The sequence below is a fragment of the Flavobacterium sp. SORGH_AS_0622 genome (assembly GCF_030818825.1).
Classification (GTDB): domain Bacteria; phylum Bacteroidota; class Bacteroidia; order Flavobacteriales; family Flavobacteriaceae; genus Flavobacterium.
Genome location: NZ_JAUTAX010000001.1, coordinates 668409 through 685567, shown reverse-complemented (window position 1 = coordinate 685567; position 17159 = coordinate 668409). Strand labels below are relative to the sequence as shown.

General features: G+C 33.2%; 12 protein-coding genes. 8 read left to right on the top strand and 4 right to left on the bottom strand.

What is annotated here, in order from left to right; all coding sequences use genetic code 11:
• Positions 1 to 20: 20 nt before the first annotated feature.
• Positions 21 to 2627 (bottom strand): DNA mismatch repair protein MutS, encoded by a 2607-nt coding sequence (mutS, locus tag QE431_RS02940; RefSeq protein ID WP_057117333.1) that lies wholly within the window; start codon positions 2625 to 2627, stop codon positions 21 to 23.
• 159 nt (positions 2628 to 2786) lie between these two features.
• On the opposite strand from mutS, the gene QE431_RS02935 reads away from it, so the two are divergent.
• The 3 genes from QE431_RS02935 to QE431_RS02925 all read left to right on the top strand — a co-directional run bounded on the left by QE431_RS02935 (position 2787) and on the right by QE431_RS02925 (position 6068).
• A complete protein-coding gene (locus QE431_RS02935) occupies positions 2787 to 3218 on the top strand; it encodes a DUF1573 domain-containing protein (RefSeq protein WP_057117671.1) in 432 nt (143 codons plus the stop codon).
• A gap of 75 nt (positions 3219 to 3293) precedes the next feature.
• Positions 3294 to 3830, top strand: a complete 537-nt coding sequence (locus QE431_RS02930; RefSeq protein WP_057117336.1) for an RNA methyltransferase — start codon at positions 3294 to 3296, stop codon at positions 3828 to 3830.
• A 42-nt stretch (positions 3831 to 3872) separates the two neighbouring features.
• Complete coding sequence (locus tag QE431_RS02925) at positions 3873 to 6068, top strand: T9SS type B sorting domain-containing protein (protein ID WP_307292366.1); 2196 nt, start codon at positions 3873 to 3875, stop codon at positions 6066 to 6068.
• A gap of 111 nt (positions 6069 to 6179) precedes the next feature.
• Here QE431_RS02925 and folK read toward each other — a convergent pair whose 3' ends face one another.
• Complete coding sequence (folK, locus tag QE431_RS02920; protein ID WP_057117340.1) at positions 6180 to 7313, bottom strand: 2-amino-4-hydroxy-6-hydroxymethyldihydropteridine diphosphokinase; 1134 nt, start codon at positions 7311 to 7313, stop codon at positions 6180 to 6182.
• A 138-nt stretch (positions 7314 to 7451) separates the two neighbouring features.
• On the opposite strand from folK, the gene sppA reads away from it, so the two are divergent.
• The 3 genes from sppA to QE431_RS02905 all read left to right on the top strand — a co-directional run bounded on the left by sppA (position 7452) and on the right by QE431_RS02905 (position 12936).
• On the top strand, positions 7452 to 9209 hold the full coding sequence (sppA, locus tag QE431_RS02915) for a signal peptide peptidase SppA (protein ID WP_307292364.1): 1758 nt from the start codon (positions 7452 to 7454) through the stop codon (positions 9207 to 9209).
• A 1-nt stretch (position 9210) separates the two neighbouring features.
• Positions 9211 to 10161: a S9 family peptidase gene (locus tag QE431_RS02910; protein ID WP_307292362.1), complete on the top strand. Its 951-nt coding sequence runs from the start codon at positions 9211 to 9213 to the stop codon at positions 10159 to 10161.
• 174 nt (positions 10162 to 10335) lie between these two features.
• Positions 10336 to 12936 (top strand): AsmA-like C-terminal region-containing protein, encoded by a 2601-nt coding sequence (locus QE431_RS02905; RefSeq protein ID WP_307292360.1) that lies wholly within the window; start codon positions 10336 to 10338, stop codon positions 12934 to 12936.
• A 45-nt stretch (positions 12937 to 12981) separates the two neighbouring features.
• Here the strand turns inward: QE431_RS02905 and QE431_RS02900 are convergent, their stop codons facing one another.
• Positions 12982 to 14064: a glycosyltransferase family 9 protein gene (locus QE431_RS02900; RefSeq protein WP_307292358.1), complete on the bottom strand. Its 1083-nt coding sequence runs from the start codon at positions 14062 to 14064 to the stop codon at positions 12982 to 12984.
• 258 nt (positions 14065 to 14322) lie between these two features.
• Positions 14323 to 15117: a DUF2797 domain-containing protein gene (locus QE431_RS02895; protein WP_307292356.1), complete on the bottom strand. Its 795-nt coding sequence runs from the start codon at positions 15115 to 15117 to the stop codon at positions 14323 to 14325.
• A 241-nt stretch (positions 15118 to 15358) separates the two neighbouring features.
• Here QE431_RS02895 and QE431_RS02890 point away from each other — a divergent pair, with 241 nt between their 5' ends.
• Together QE431_RS02890 and QE431_RS02885 are read left to right on the top strand one after the other, a co-directional pair.
• A complete protein-coding gene (locus QE431_RS02890; RefSeq protein WP_281867409.1) occupies positions 15359 to 16882 on the top strand; it encodes a GH3 auxin-responsive promoter family protein in 1524 nt (507 codons plus the stop codon).
• A gap of 24 nt (positions 16883 to 16906) precedes the next feature.
• Positions 16907 to 17146 (top strand): hypothetical protein, encoded by a 240-nt coding sequence (locus QE431_RS02885; protein WP_057117353.1) that lies wholly within the window; start codon positions 16907 to 16909, stop codon positions 17144 to 17146.
• Positions 17147 to 17159: the final 13 nt, after the last annotated feature.

The following is a 17159-nucleotide window of genomic DNA, read 5'->3' as shown; positions in this document are numbered from 1 at the left end:
AACTTGAAAATTTTTTAAATTTATTTTTTGACCAACATTCTTTTAATCTCATTCAGCTTCATCAGGGCTTCTACTGGTGTGATTGCATTAATATCGAGGCTCAAAATCTCTTCTTTTATTTCTTCCAATAAAGGATCATCCAAATTAAAGAAACTCATCTGCATTTCGTCATTAGCCGCTTTTATTCCTTGCAAAGCATCACTGGAATGATTCTTCTCTAATTTCTTCAAAAGTTTTTGTGCTCTAGAAATAACAAGCTGCGGCATTCCCGCCATCTTTGCAACGTGAATTCCAAAACTATGAGCACTTCCTCCTTTTACCAGCTTTCTAACGAATAAAACAGTATCCTTTAATTCCTTTACCGCCACATTAAAATTCTGGATTCTCGGCATCGATTCTGTCATTTCATTCAATTCATGATAATGCGTCGCAAATAAAGTTTTTGCTCTTCCTGGATGCTCGTGAAGGAATTCAGCAATTGCCCAAGCAATCGAGATTCCATCATACGTACTAGTTCCTCTTCCAATTTCATCCAGCAACACCAAACTTCTATCTGAAATATTATTCAAAATAGAAGCGGTTTCATTCATTTCAACCATAAATGTAGATTCACCCATCGAAATATTATCCGAAGCTCCTACTCTTGTAAAAATTTTATCTACAATTCCCATTCTAACGCTGTCTGCAGGAACAAAACTTCCCATTTGAGCTAAAAGCACAATCAAAGCAGTTTGTCTCAAAATAGCAGACTTACCAGACATGTTTGGCCCGGTAATCATAATAAGCTGCTGTGTTTCTCTATCCAGAAAAACATCATTGGCAATATACGGCGTTCCTACCGGCAATTGTTTTTCAATTACAGGATGTCTTCCGTTTTTAATATCTAATTCAAAAGTATCATCGATTTCCGGCTGTACATATTGGTTTTCTACTGCCATCTGAGTAAACGAACACAAGCAATCTAACTGGGCAACCAAATAAGCATTCATTTGAACCGGCTTAATATATGTACTTATCCAAGCCACCAATTGTTCAAAAAGCTCACTTTCTATTTTGTATATTTTTTCTTCGGCACCTAAAATCTTGGTTTCATATTCTTTTAATTCCTCTGTAATATATCGCTCAGCATTTACAAGAGTCTGTTTACGAATCCATTCTTCTGGAACTTTATCTTTATGCGTATTTCGAACTTCAATGTAATATCCAAAAACATTATTAAAAGAAATTTTCAGCGATGAAATTCCCGTTCTTTCTGATTCTCTTCTTTCAATTCCTTCTAAAAATTCTTTTCCAGAAGTTGAAATCGCACGAAGCTCATCCAATTCTTCATTAATACCGCTTGCAATTGCATTTCCTTTTGAAATTGCAACAGGCGCATCTTGATTTAATGTCGTTTTAATTTTTTCGCGAAGCAGCTCACAAGCATGAAGACTGTCTCCAATTACTTTTACAGCTTCCTGTGGACTTTCAAGCGCAAGGGTTTTTATCGGAATAATAGCATCTAGAGATTCTTTTAAATAAATAATTTCTCTTGGAGATACTTTTCCTGCAGCGATCTTAGAAATTAAACGCTCTAAATCTGAAATCTGTTTAATTTGATATTGAATGTTATGCAGAATTTCTGGATTCGACTTTAAATAAGCGACAACTTCATGTCGGCTTTTTACTTTATTACTGTCTTTTAAGGGCAGAGCAAGCCAGCGTTTCAATAAACGTCCTCCCATTGGAGAAAGTGTTTTATCGATAACATCTAAAAGCGTAACTGCATTTGGATTATAACTGTGATATAATTCTAAGTTTCGAATCGTAAAGCGATCCATCCAAACATAGGCATCTTCTGCAATACGCTGAATCGCCGTGATATGCTGCACACGATTATGCTGTGTTTCTGATAAATAATATAGAATCGCACCCGACGCAATAATTCCTTCTTTTAATTCTTCAACACCAAACCCTTTTAAAGAAACAGTTTGAAAATGTTTAGTGAGGGTTTCTAAAGCATAATCTTCTTTATAAATCCAATCTTCTAAATAAAAACTATGAAAATCTTCACCAAAAGCGTTTTTAAAATCGTTCTTGTTATTTTTTGGAACTAAAACTTCGCTTGGGTTAAAGTTCTGCAATAATTTATCTATATACTCTGCATTTCCCTGAGCTGTTAAAAACTCTCCAGTAGAAACATCCAGGAAAGAAATTCCGATATTTTTATTGGCAAAATAAACCGAGGCCAAAAAGTTATTTGATTTTGAATGCAGTACTTCATCATTTAAAGAAACTCCCGGAGTTACCAATTCTGTAACACCTCTTTTGACAATGGTTTTAGTCATTTTTGGATCTTCCAACTGATCACAAATCGCTACACGAAGTCCGGCTTTAACTAATTTTGGCAGATAGGTATTTACAGAATGATGCGGAAAACCAGCCAGAGCCGTTTCTGTATCAGACCCTGCTCCTCTTTTAGTTAATGTTATTCCTAAAATTTTTGAAGCTCTAATGGCGTCTTCTCCAAAGGTTTCATAAAAATCCCCTACTCTGAAAAGCAGACATGCATCAGGATATTTAGCCTTGATTTCGTTGTACTGTTTCATCAAAGGTGTTTCTTTCACCACTTTATCTTTAGCTGCCAAATTATTATGTTTTAAATGAAAAAATTAAGACAGCGAATTTATGATTTTTTAACGGCAATTCGAAAACTTCAAAAATTAAAATATTTTAAGATATTTTTAGGTTGTGGTTTCAGAATTTTACATAGCTTTGTTTATCATTTAAAAAAAGACCCTAAAAAGATGAAAAAAATAATTTTATTCGCTATGTTAGCTGTAGCTGGTATTACAGCTACTAATGCACAAACAACTAAAAAAGCTAAAGCTGCTAAAGTTGCAAAAGTTGAAGGAGCAGGAATGCTTTTCGAAACAGAAACTATTGATTACGGAACTATCGCTCACAATGCTGATGGTAAACGTGAGTTTGTTTTTGTAAACAACGGAACTAAGCCATTAATCATTACTAACACTACAGGATCTTGCGGATGTACTGTTCCAACTACTCCAAAAGAACCAATTGCTCCAGGAGCTAAAGGTGTTATTGGTGTAAAATATGCTACTGACAGAGTTGGTGCTTTTACAAAAACTGTAACTGTTACTTCTAATGCTGAAGGACAACCTACAAAAATCCTTACTATTAAAGGTACTGTTTTACCAGATCCAGTAAAAAGCTAATCTGAAAAACATATAAATAATCGAAAAAGCTTCCTTATCTTTGGAAGCTTTTTTTATGACTACAATTCAACACCAATGAGAAAACTCGAAAACAGCGAACTAGACCGTAAATCTATAGAAGATTTTAAGAAATCTGAAAAAACACCTTTAATATTAGTTTTAGATGATATCCGAAGCCTTCACAATATTGGTTCTGTTTTTAGAACGGCAGATGCATTTTTGATTGAAAAGATTATTTTATGCGGTATTACTGCCACTCCTCCAAACAAAGAAATTCATAAAACTGCTCTTGGCGCGACTGAAACTGTAGCATGGGAACATCATGAAAATGTTCTTGAAGTTATTGAAAATTTAAAGAAAGAAAATGTGCTTACAATGGCCATTGAACAGGTTGAAAGTGCGATTTTTCTTCAAGATTTTACAATTGAAAAAGATCAAAAATATGCACTGGTATTTGGTAACGAAGTTTATGGTGTTGCACAGGAAGCTGTTGCAATATGCGATGGATGTATTGAAATCCCTCAGCTTGGCACCAAACACTCACTAAATATAGCAGTTAGCGCTGGAATAGTAGTTTGGGATTTGTTTCAAAAAATAAATTGGCCGAAATAGAAATTATTTTTTTTGTTATTAATTAATTGATATTTTTAGCAAATGAAAAATATCAAATTACTAACCATTCTTGTTTTATTTTCCGTTTTAAGTTTTAATTTTTCCATTGCAAATGAAAACACAAAAACTTTTAACAAAAAGAATACACTTACTTCAAAACATTCTATAAATCCCAAAATAAAGAAGCATAAGAAAGACAATTTCGTAATTGATCCTCCTAAACTTATTGCAGAAGGAGATCAATTATACTGTCCACAAACTACAATTAATATTGTTACTGATTTTACCATCAATCATGATCCTGCAGAAAACGGAACACAGGTACTTTATATACAGATTTCATCAGGATACTCAAGCGGACTTGATCGCTTAGAATTAGCTAATCCTGCATCACATCCAAATATTATAACGAGCTGGGATGCAGCTTCAGGAAAATTACAATTATCTGGATCAACCTCTTCCACTATAATTCCGTATGCTGATTTTGTTGCTGCAGTAAAAGATGTTGTATTCACCAATTCGTCTGCAACGGCATCTGGAACAAGAACTTTTTCTATTACAATCGGTCAAGCTAATTATCTTCCTTCTACAGGACATTATTATTTATTTATTCCAAATGTAGGCGTTACATGGACAAACGCAAGAGATTTAGCCACTGCCAGTACATATTACGGTCTTCAAGGATATTTAGCTACAGTTTTATCTGCCGATGAGGCTAAATTAATTGGTGAACAGGCTTCTGGAACTGGATGGATTGGCGGAAGCGATGCGGAAACAGAAGGTGTCTGGAAATGGGTTACCGGCCCTGAAGCTGGAACTATTTTTTGGAACGGAAATGCAAACGGTTCGACTCCAAATTTTGCTTTCTGGAATACGAGAGAACCTAATCAGCAGGGAGATGAAGATTATGCACATATTACACAGCCAGGAGTTGGAATAAGAGGCTCCTGGAACGATTTATCAAACACAGGATCATTGACTCCCGGCGATAATTATCAGCCAAAAGGATATGTTGTAGAATACGGCGGAATGCCAGGCGAAGCTCCACTGGAAATTGCAGCAAGTACAAAAATTACAATTCCCGTTGCAACGCCAGCAGCTAATCCGAGTCCAGTTTGTGATTCGGGAACTTTTACATTTACTGCAACGGCATCAAGTGGAGCGACTATTGGATGGTATGATGCCGCTACGGGAGGAAATTTATTAGGAACCGGAACTTCTTACACCACTCCATCAATAAGTACAACCACAACTTATTATGTTGATGCGGGCTGCGAATCGAATAGAAAATCTGTAACCGCTACAGTAAATGCCACTCCAGCAACCCCAATTGCCGAACAAAATACATATACTAATTGCGGACCTGGATCTGTAACTATTAAAGCAACTTCAAATATTGGAAGCATCAACTGGTTTACAGCTTCTACAGGAGGAAATAGTGTTTTTTCGGGAAATAATTTCTTAACTCCTGTAATTTCTTCCAACACGACTTATTATGCTGAATCTTCTAATAACGGCTGTATTAACTCGACTCGAATTCCTGTAGACATTGTAATTTATACACCCCCTGCAGTAACTGATGAAACTTTACCGTTATGCCAGTTTCAAACTATAACACTAGACGCGGGGATTTCTGGAATGAATTATCAATGGTCAAATGGAGCAACAACTCAAACTACTACCGTTAATTCTGGAGGAACTTATACTGTTGATGTTACAAGTCCTACTCCTGAGAATTGCACAAGCAGAAAAACTATAGTGGTTGAAGAGCATAAAGTTCCACAAATTGATCGTATTGATGTTGAAGGAACGAGAGCCATTATTTATCCTGTTAAAGCTGAAGATTACTTTGAATATTCTGTTGACGGAATCAATTATCAAAATTCTACCATTTTTTATAATGTCCCTGGCGGACTTCAAACGGCTTATGCACGAGAAAAAAGCGGATGCGGACAAGTTACCAAACAATTTGTAGTTCTTGTTTTTCCTCCATTTTTCACTCCAAACAACGACACTTTCAATGATGTTTGGGAGGTAACTGGAATGGAAAATTATCCCCAGGCGGAAGTCACTATTTTTGACCGATACGGAAAACTAGTTGCACAATTAAGCAGATCAAAAATGGGCTGGGACGGCAATTTAAACCAAATTCCGCTTCCTGCTTCTGATTATTGGTACGCTTTAAAAATTGATGATACTAAGCCGATTTTAAGAGGTCATTTTACTTTAAAAAGATGATTTAATTAGATAATGTGTCAATTTGAGAATTAGAAAATGTGCCAATTTGAAAATTAGATAATTTAAAAACACAAAAGAATTATCTAATTGACTAATTATCTAATTACCACATTAGCGTAACTTCTTCTTGATTTCATCTAAGATAAAAACGTAGTCTTCGTGTTTTTTTACAAAATCACGATCTGAAACGTCGATTATTAAAACATTCAAGTCGGTTTGCGATTTTATGTATTCTAAGTATCCGTTGTTGATTTTATCTAAATAGGATGCTTCGATGTTCTGTTCGTAATTACGGCCGCGTTTCTTGATATTTTGAAGCAGACGTTCTGTATTCTGATATAAATAAACGTACAGATCTGGTTTCGGCATTTCTTTGTAAATGATATCGAACAAATTTCTGTACAAACGATATTCATCTTCTGCAAGCGTAATTTTAGCAAATATCAGCGATTTAAAAATATGATAATCAGCTACAATAAAATCTTTGAACAAATCAAACTGCGCCAAATCATCTGATAACTGTTGATAACGATCAGCCAAAAAAGACATTTCTAAAGGAAAAGCATATCTATTTTGATCTTTGTAAAACTTTGGAAGAAACGGATTATCTGCGAATCTTTCTAAAACGGTTTTAGCATTAAAATCTTCTGCAATCTTATGCACCAAAGTTGTTTTTCCTGCACCAATATTTCCTTCAAAAGAAATATAATTAAATTGATTTAAAGGAATTTCATCGAGCGGGTTTTTCAAATCCTGAACAATAGTACAAACACTTTCGTCTGGAGTAACAGCAATTAGTTCTGTTATAGTTTTCTGCAAAATAGGATGTTTCCAATTTAGCTTCAAATCCTGCATCGGAAGCAAAACAAAATTCCTATTTTGCATCAGCGGATGCGGAATTTTTAGTTTCTCTGAATCAATAATTTCATTATCATAAACAATTAAATCAACATCAATAATTCTGGATTGATAACCTTTTTGATTCAAGCGAATTCTTCCCAGCTCTTTTTCGACCTTCAAAACTTGATTTAGTATTTTTTGAGCAGAAGAATTGGTATGCAAAAGAAGTGCACAATTATAAAATGCATCACTCTCAAAACCCCATGCAGGAGTTTCGTAAAGTTTTGAAACCTGAATGACAGTACCTACTTTTTGATGGATTAAATCAATACATTTTTGGATGTTTTCTAGTCTGCTGCCTTGGTTGCTGCCTATCGATAAAACGACTTGATGCTGTAATTTCATAATTAATGCAAATTAACTAAAACTATTTTAGAATTAACCAATATATTTGTGAAACGACGTCTTAGATTTTATCATAATTTTAGATGTCTAATTTGTAACATTTTGCCCTTTTTCTCTACTTATTAAAAAAATATACATATGAAGTTTTTAGGAAATGTAATTGCTACCGTAATTGGTATTTTTGTATTTATTATGCTCTTCTTTTTTGGAGTAATTTTTATTGTCACACTTTTTGGCGGAGACGACAAGGTTTCTGTTAAATCTGATTCGGTTATTGAATTTAATTTAAAGGAAATCAAAGATGATTATGCTGGGAAGTATAAAGATCCTTGGGTAACTGCTTTTTCTGATAAAAAAGGTATTGGTTTAACTGATGTGATTAATGCAATTGAAGCAGCGAAAACAGATGATAATATTAAAGGAATCTCTATTTTAAATGATGAATCTTCGTTGGGTCTTGCTCAATACAAAGATTTAAGAAATGCTCTTGAAAGTTTTAAAAAATCAGGAAAATTTGTTTGGGCTTATGCCAATACATATTCGCAGAAAGAATATTATTTAACTTCTGTAGCTAATACAATATATATAAATCCAGTTGGTGATTTAGATTTTAAAGGACTTTCTTCTGAAGTAATGTTTTTCAAAGATTTTCAAGAAAAATCAGGAATTCATATGGAAGTGATCCGTCATGGAAAATATAAAAGTGCCGTTGAGCCTTTTTTACAAAACAGCATGAGTGATGCTAACAGAGAACAGATTACTGCGCTTTTAAACTCAATTTGGGCTACTGTTTCTACTGATATTTCAAAAAGTAGAAATATTCCGCTGCCAAAATTAAATGAAATTGCCAACGGACTTTTAGCCAGAACTCCTGAAATGGCAAAGCAGCAGCATTTGGTAGATGTAATTGCTTATGAAGACGTATATCACGATGCCATTAGAAAAGCATTGAAAGTAGATAAAGATGAAGATTACAATAAAATTTCGATTTTAGATTATACTCAAAATAATGCTACAACTGCCCTAGCTAATACTGCAACTGATCAAATTGCAATTATTTATGCTCAAGGTGAAATTGGAAGCGGCGAAGGAGATGTAAATACTATTGGAGAAGGTTCGATGCGTCGTTCTTTGCAGGAAGCAAGAAAAAATGACGATGTAAAAGCGATCGTTCTTAGAATTGACAGCCCAGGAGGAAGCGCCCTGACTTCTGATTTAATCTGGAGAGAAATTGAGGTTACTAAAAAAGTAAAACCAGTCGTGGTTTCTATGGGGAATTATGCTGCTTCTGGCGGCTATTACATTGCCTGCAACGCCAATAAAATATTTGCAGAAAACAATACAATTACAGGATCAATTGGTGTTTTTGGAGTACTTCCAAACTTCAGTCCTTTGGCTAATAAATTAGGAATCAATTCAGAACAAGTAAAAACTCATGAAAATGCAGCAAATTACAGTCCGTTTTTGCCAGTTGATGAGAAGTTCAAAGCTTTTACATTAGAAGGAGTCGAAAAAATTTACAACACTTTTGTAACGCGTGTAGCAAACGGACGTAAAATGTCTTTTGATCAAGTTGATGCTATTGCGCAAGGCCGAGTGTGGTCAGGAACAGAAGCTTTAAAATTAGGTTTAGTAGATAAAATTGGAGGATTGAATGCTGCAATTGCCGAAGCTGCTAAGATTGCCAAAATAAAAAAATACAGCACTCAGAATTATCCTGAATACGAAAAGACTTTTAACGATTTACTTTCTAGCATGCCTTTTGCAAAATCGAAAGAAGCTTTTATTAAAGAAGAAATTGGAGAAGAAAATTATCTTCTTATCGAACAAGTAAAGAAATTTCAAAAACAAAAAGGAATACAAGCATTAATGCCTTACGGAATCAATATTTATTAAAATGAATAAGATAATCCTTTTTTTAACGGTTTTGTTTTGGAGCGTTTTAAATGCGCAGAACAAAAAAGAAATTACTTTTAAAGAAACTCCAGCAGTCTTAAAAATAAATACCAATCAAATTTTTGGTACGCTGACTACGCCAGATCTAACAAAAAAATATCCAGTCGCTTTGATTATTGCGGGCTCTGGACCAACAGATAGAAATGGCAACAATGCAATGATGAAAAACAATTCTTTAAAAATGCTGGCAGAAGCCCTGGCTAAAAACGGAATTGCATCTTTAAGATTTGATAAAAGAGGAATTGGCGAAAGCAAAGCAGCCGGCGGATTATCTGAAAGCAGCTTGGTTTTCGAAAATTATATAGACGATACTAAAAGCTGGATTAATTATTTAAAACAAGATAAACGTTTCTCTAAAATAGTAGTAATTGGGCATAGCGAAGGATCATTAATAGGAATGATTGCGTGCGCCAAAGCAGATAAGTTTGTTTCGATTGCAGGTGCAGGTGATTCTGCAGATAAAATTATCAAAACGCAGATTGGTTCAAGATCTATGAAACAGCTTAACGATATGACTTTTCCTATAATCGACAGTTTAAAAAACGGATTTACAGTAAAAAAAGTTGATCCGATGGTGGTTTCACTTTTCCGACCAAGTATTCAGCCTTATCTCATTTCTTGGTTCAAATACAATCCTCAGACAGAAATAAAGAAAGTTACTATTCCAATTTTAATTCTGCAAGGAAACAATGATATCCAAGTTACTGTGAAAGATGCCGAAAATTTATCTGAAGCCAATAAGAATTCTGAAATGGTTATAATTGACAAAATGAATCACGTTTTAAAAATCATTGACGGTGATAAAGACGCCAATTTAGCGAGTTATAATAATGAAACACTTCCTATATCTGAAACGCTGGTCGATAAGATTGTTTCATTTATTCAGAAATAATGAAATAAAGAATATTAAAAATCCGTTTGAACTAATTTCAATCGGATTTTTTTTATTTAACAAATAAAAGTAAAATTCTTACATTTTTAAGAAAACTTTATCTCCGTACTCTGCTAAAAAAAACTATTTTTGCAGGAGTCATTTTTAAGATGTTAAACCCTCAAATCTATTTATATGCTAAAGAAAGTTTTAAAAATAAGTGCCATAGTCATTGTGGTATTTGTTGCCGCATTATTTGCCATTCCGTATTTCTTTAAAGATCAAATTAAAGCCAAAATTGCCGAGGCCATTAACGAAAGTGTTGATGCCAAAGTAAGTTTTAAAGATGCTGATTTAAGTTTATTCAAAAATTTCCCAAACGCAACAGTCGGAATTGAGAAACTTGTGATTATTAACAAAGCTCCTTTTGAAGGCGATACATTAGTTTCTTTAGGCGAGTTAAATTTAAAAATGAGTATCAAAGAACTTTTCAAAGGAAAAGAAGAACCGTTAAGCATTCAGGGAATTAGTTCTACAAACGGATTAGTGAATATCATTTTTAATAAAGATGGTGTTGGAAACTTTGATATTGCATTAAAAGATAAAAAAGATGACAAAAAAAGTGAGGAAAGCAAACCGCTTTCTTTAAAAATTCAAAATTATAAAATCGAGAATTTCACTTTTAGATATATCGATCAAGGTTCAAAAATCAAGATGGTTATTGACAGTTTGAATCATGAAGGAACTGGAGATTTTACCAATTCAAAATTAGATTTGGATACAAAAACTACTGCAAAAGTTTCATTGGACATGGATAAAATGAATTACATGAAAAATGTCAAACTTACTTTAGACGCAGTTCTTGGAATTGATTTAGAAAAAAGCAAATATACTTTTAAAGAGAATAAAGCTTTAATCAATCAATTACCTTTGGAATTTGACGGATTCATTCAAATGGCTGAAAATAAACAGATTTACGATTTGAAATTTAAAACACCTACTTCATCATTTACCAACTTCTTAGGGTTAATCCCTTCAGCTTATGCTTCGAGTTTAGACGGCGTAAAAACTACTGGAGATTTTACCGTAAATGGTTTTGCTAAAGGTGAATTAACAGAAACAACTGTTCCTAAATTTAATATTGAAATCGCATCTAATAATGCTTCTTTCCAATATCCAAACCTTCCAAAATCTGTTCAGAATATTGTAATTGATACTAAAATCATTAACGAAACTGGAATTCTAAACGATACTTATGTAAACTTAGATAAACTTTCGTTTAGAATTGATCAGGATGTTTTTAACGCTAAAGCGAATATTAAAAATATAACCGTAAATCCGATTGTTGATGCGGCTTTAAAAGGAACAATTAACTTGGCGAACCTTTCGAAAGCATATCCAATTAAAATGGATAAACCTTTGGCTGGAATTTTAAAAGCTGATGTTACAACTAATTTTGACATGGCTTCTGTTGAAAAAAGCCAGTATCAAAACATAAAAAATGCTGGAACAATGAGTTTATCTGGATTTAAATATACAGATGAAAACAATAAATCTATGAACATCAGTACGGCATTGGTAGAATTCAATCCGAGCAAAATTAACTTAAAACAGTTTAATGCGACAACTGGAAAAAGTGATATTGCTATCAACGGAGTGTTGGAGAATTTCTACGGTTTTATGTTTAAAAAACAAGAACTTAGAGGAAACTTCAACATGAGCTCGAATCAATTGGCTGTTGATGATTTTATGACTTCTGGTGAACCTGCAAAAACAGAGACTAAAACTCCGGCAAAACCAGCTGAAGCAATGAAGATTCCTGCTTTTTTAAATTGTACTTTAAATGCAAAAGCTACAACTGTTTTATACGACAATTTAAAACTAAAAGATGTTTCTGGAAAGTTACTTATCAAAGATGAAAAAGCAACTTTAGAAAACTTTAAAACTTCTATTTTTGGCGGAACAATTGGTCTTAATGGTGCTGTTTCTACAAAAGAAAAGGTTCCAACTTTTGATATGAATTTAGGATTTAATCAAGTTGATATTGCACAGACTTTTACGCAATTGGACATGATGAAAAAAATTGCCCCAATAGCTGGAATTATTAATGGAAAATTAAATTCGACTATTAAACTGAATGGAAATTTAGATGCTAAAGAATTAACGCCAGATTTAAAATCGATTTCAGGAGACTTAATCGGTCAATTGCTTTCGACTACCGTAAATGCTAAAAACTCAACTTTACTTAATGCCTTAAGTTCAAATGTTAAGTTTATCGATTTAAACAAAGTTAATTTAAATGATATTAAAGCAGCTCTGACTTTTGAAAACGGAAGAGTAAACGTAAAACCATTTGATATTAGATATCAAGATATTAAAGCTACAGTTGGAGGAACTCACGGTTTTGACCAAACTATGAATTATACCATTAAGTTTGATGTTCCTGCTAAATATTTAGGAACAGAAGCCAACAATTTAATTGCAAAATTGTCTCCTGCAGATGCCGCAAAACTGGATAATATTCCAATAAATGCTTCTTTGACTGGAAACTTTTCGAATCCTAAAATCAGTACAGATATGAAAACTGCCGTAAGTAGTTTGACTACACAACTGGTTAATCAGCAGAAAGATAAATTGACTCAAAAAGGAACTTCGGCTCTTACTGATTTAATCAACAAAAACACAAAAGCTAAAGATACAACGCAGGCTGCAAAAACAGAAAAAGAACAGAAAACACAAGAAGTTACCAAAAAAGCAAGTGATTTGCTGAATGGTCTTTTCAAAAAGAAAAACTAATCTCAGTATACTAATAAAAAGGCCAATCAAATGATTGGCCTTTTTTTATACTGCTTTAGGATATGTTTTTAATTTCCCGTTATCTAAAATTGAATTGATAATTTGGAAATATTCTAAAGGCATACATTTTCTAGTATCCACTCCTACACTTCCACTATCATAAGGGGCGTATTTTTTTAATTCTGAAACTGAGAACAATCCAACAGTTGGAGTTTGAGCAGCACTTGCTAAATGCATAATACCGCTGTCTGCACCAATAAACAAATCTACATTTGCCAATACAGATCCCATTTCGCGAATATCTTTACTGTAATAGGTTGGCGCTTGGAACCCAATTTGCGAAACGTTTTCAACTGGCAATATTTCAATAATATTATAATTGCTGTATTCTTCTTTAAGTTTAGAATAAAAGTTTTCCCACCATTCTCCTGAATAGCATTTAGCTCCCGTTGCATAAGTAAAGATACAGATTGTTCGTTTTGATGGATCTGGAGTTATAAGATCTAAAATTTTCTTTCCGTTATCGAGCTCTGCATCAGTAAGTTTAAGATCCAAAGATGCTACTATTTTATTGCTTTTAGGCAATCCTAATTTTGTTAAATAAGTCCTGAAATTATAAACCGGGTATTTAGCAATATGGTCATAATCCGTTTTTGATTCTGTTAGCTCACCATCCAAATCTCCGTAGAATTTATACTTTGCTCTTGAAAATCGTACAGCCAATCTGCCAGAAGAAGAATTTTGATCGACATTTATAGCCATATCATAAGGTTCGCTCTTAATAGAAATCCAAACCTTCATATACTCAACTAAACTTTTAAAAGGTTTTTTGGGTAAATGAATTGTTTTGTTAACTGCCTGATAATTTTCAAAAACAATTGGTGCTAATGTACCTTTTACAAACAAATCAATTTTACAATTCGGGAAAGTTTCTGCTACTTCTTGAACCAGCGGCGTAATTAATAAAAGATTGCCCAGTCTGCCATTTGGTCTGCAAATTAAAACGCGTTTAATTTCAGTTTTATCAACCAAAACAATATCACGTTCCGTTTTTGGTTTTCCAATGTTTTTAGTCAGACCACGCATCACGCCTCTTCTAAAATTGTTTATTTTGCTTAAAGTACTCATTTATTATTTATAATTAAAGAATTAAATAATTTCGATTTAATTTTAAAAAAAAGCCTTAGATAGAACAAACTTCAAATCTAGGCTTTTTTTTGTTTCTAAAATTAATTTCTTTGAATAAGTAATTATTACAAAATTGTAATCAAATTTATCAAAATTCACATCACCTATTCTTAAAAATTCTAAAAATACAATGATTATGATAATTGATGAAAATTATTATACGGGTGCTGAATAAGGATAGACAAACAGGAAATAATGCTAGACGTCTATACTTACAACATAGCCTTCGGAACCACGAACATTAAAAACAGTTCCGTTTTCAAAAATTAAATATTGTCCTTTTATCCCAACTAATTTTCCTTGAAACGAAGGCATTTTATCCAGATTTAAGCTATTTACTTTTGCAGGATAACTCAAAACAGGATATTGTAAATCGTACAAATCATCTTTTTGAGAATAAAAATAATCTTTAACCTCAGCCGGAATTAAACTTTCAATTTTCACTTTTTCTGCAATTAAATCAAAAGTTTCGGTAGAATTTTGAAGCATTTTTCTCCAATTGGTTTTGTCCGTGTAATGGTTTTTTAAAGCAACCTCTGTAATTCCTGCCAGATATCTATTTGGAACCTCAACAACTGCAATTGCCTGAGATGCACCTTGATCGATCCAACGAGTTGGGACTTGAGTTTTACGAGTTACTCCTACCTTTATTTCGCAAGCAGTGGCTAAATAAACGATATGCGGCTGTAATTGTGCTTTTGATTCATAATCTAAATCACGATCTGCAATTCCTAAATGTGCTGTACTTAATTCTGGTCTCATAATCCAGTCACCAACTGCCGGACTTGAATAAAAACAGTCGTAACAAAAACCTTGGCGGTAAATTTTCTTCTTTTTACTGCAATTTAAACACTGGCAGCCCAAAAAGCTAATTTCGATTTCTTTATCCAATAATTGATTAACATTTAGAAAACTGTCTTCAAAGACCAAATAATATTGAATTGGACTTCCAAGTTCGGTTTGCATTTTTGTCAGGACACCTTGATATTGCATTCGTATTTTTATTTATATTGCTATTTTGGAATTATCAAAAGAATTAGACATTTTAGTGTTAAAATTCGACCTACTAATTAGAATCTTTGCTAGAAATCGGGTTGTTTTTTACAAAAAAATACTATTTTTGATATGAAGACAAAGTTACTATTTGTCTCTCGATATTCAAATTTTAAGTTTTTTGTTTTTACATCACCTGTAAAATTTAAAACCTAAAATCAGTAATCTAAAAAACAAATTCATGCCTCTATCTATAATCAATTCGTTTGCATCATGGGTCCTTAAACAACGGATTCACCAAATAGAACTTTTTTTAAAATACCCAAATGAAGTTCAAGAAGAACTATTGCACAACTTATTGACGGCATCTGAAAATACTGTTATTGGAAAACAATATGAATTTTCGACAATAAAATCTTATCAAACTTTTGCAGAAAGAGTTCCTATTGCAAGTTATGAGGAATTACAGCCTTTAATTGAACGTACACGTCAGGGTGAACAAGGCGTTTTCTGGGAAACTCCAATTAAATGGTTTGCCAAATCGAGCGGTACTACAAACGCAAAAAGTAAATTTATTCCTGTAAGTAATGAAGCACTGGAAGATTGCCACTACAAAGGCAGTAAAGATCTTTTATGCCTGTATTTGAATAACAATGAAGATTCTGAGCTGTTTTTAGGAAAAAGTCTTCGCTTAGGCGGGAGTTCTCAGATTTACGAAAATAACAACACCTTCTTTGGCGATTTGTCTGCAATTTTAATTGAGAACATGCCAATTTGGGCTGAATTCAGCAGTACACCAAGCAGTAAAACTTCGTTAATGAGTGAATGGGAAACTAAAATCGCTGCAATTATTAATGAAACCAAAAATGAAAATGTTACCAGTTTTGCGGGAGTTCCTTCCTGGATGTTGGTTTTAATGAATAAGGTTTTAGAAAATACTGGTAAACAAAGTTTATTAGAGCTCTGGCCAAATCTTGAAGTTTATTTTCACGGCGGAGTGAGTTTCTCTCCTTATAAAGAACAATACAAAAAATTGCTACCTAGCAAAGATTTTAGATATTACGAAATTTACAATGCCTCTGAAGGCTTTTTTGCGATTCAGGATTTGAACAATTCGAGTGATTTATTATTGATGCTTGATTACGGGATTTTCTATGAATTTATTCCGATGGACACTTTTGGAACTTCGAATCAAAAAGTAATTCGTTTGGTCGATGTCGAATTGAATAAAAACTATGCTATTGTAATTACTACAAATTCTGGTTTGTGGCGTTATTTAATTGGCGATACAGTTCGTTTTACATCATTAAATCCATATCGTATAAGAGTTACTGGAAGAACGAAACATCATATTAATGTTTTTGGTGAAGAATTAATGGTTGAAAATACCGATCAAGCGATTGCAAAAGCCTGCCAGATTACACAAACTGAAGTGATTGATTATACTGTTGCTCCTATTTTTATGCAGGACAAAGAAAAAGGCGCACACGAATGGATGATTGAATTTAAGAAAAGACCTGCTGATGTTGGCCTTTTCCAAAAAGTCCTAGACGAAACTTTACAGACTTTAAATTCAGATTACGAAGCTAAACGCTACAATAATATGACTTTAAACCCTTTAGTAATTAATGTAGCTCGTGAAAATCTATTTTATGATTGGCTGAAGGAAAGAGACAAATTAGGCGGACAGCATAAAATTCCAAGACTTTCGAACCAAAGAGATTATTTGGAGCAGTTGAAGGAGATGCAGTCTATTAAAGTTTAAATCCAAAATAAATCTTCAACTAAAATGAAAAAGAATTTTAACGAAATGACTAGTGAAGAATTAGTCAAAACACAAAAATCTTTAAAAACAGTAACTTACCTATTTGGTGTGGTATTACTTTTTTTGTTTGGACTTAACATTTTTCTTGTAGCGAATAAAGGTTTTAGCGCTTCAAACGTTATTCCGATTGCATTGCTTCCTATTTTTATTTTGAATATGAATACTTTAAAAGAAATTAAAAAGGAGTTAGAAGCTCGAAAGTAATTTTTCTCTATTG

Excerpts from the sequence above, each read along its gene's own strand:
- QE431_RS02890 (WP_281867409.1), top strand. The coding sequence starts at position 15,359 with ATGCCTCTATCTATAATCAATTCGTTTGCATCATGGGTCCTTAAACAA.
- QE431_RS02900 (WP_307292358.1), bottom strand. The coding sequence starts at position 14,064 with ATGAGTACTTTAAGCAAAATAAACAATTTTAGAAGAGGCGTGATGCGT.
- QE431_RS02910 (WP_307292362.1), top strand. The coding sequence starts at position 9,211 with ATGAATAAGATAATCCTTTTTTTAACGGTTTTGTTTTGGAGCGTTTTA.
- QE431_RS02885 (WP_057117353.1), top strand. The coding sequence starts at position 16,907 with ATGAAAAAGAATTTTAACGAAATGACTAGTGAAGAATTAGTCAAAACA.
- folK (WP_057117340.1), bottom strand. The coding sequence starts at position 7,313 with ATGAAATTACAGCATCAAGTCGTTTTATCGATAGGCAGCAACCAAGGC.
- QE431_RS02895 (WP_307292356.1), bottom strand. The coding sequence starts at position 15,117 with ATGCAATATCAAGGTGTCCTGACAAAAATGCAAACCGAACTTGGAAGT.
- QE431_RS02925 (WP_307292366.1), top strand. The coding sequence starts at position 3,873 with ATGAAAAATATCAAATTACTAACCATTCTTGTTTTATTTTCCGTTTTA.
- QE431_RS02930 (WP_057117336.1), top strand. The coding sequence starts at position 3,294 with ATGAGAAAACTCGAAAACAGCGAACTAGACCGTAAATCTATAGAAGAT.
- QE431_RS02935 (WP_057117671.1), top strand. The coding sequence starts at position 2,787 with ATGAAAAAAATAATTTTATTCGCTATGTTAGCTGTAGCTGGTATTACA.
- QE431_RS02905 (WP_307292360.1), top strand. The coding sequence starts at position 10,336 with ATGCTAAAGAAAGTTTTAAAAATAAGTGCCATAGTCATTGTGGTATTT.
- sppA (WP_307292364.1), top strand. The coding sequence starts at position 7,452 with ATGAAGTTTTTAGGAAATGTAATTGCTACCGTAATTGGTATTTTTGTA.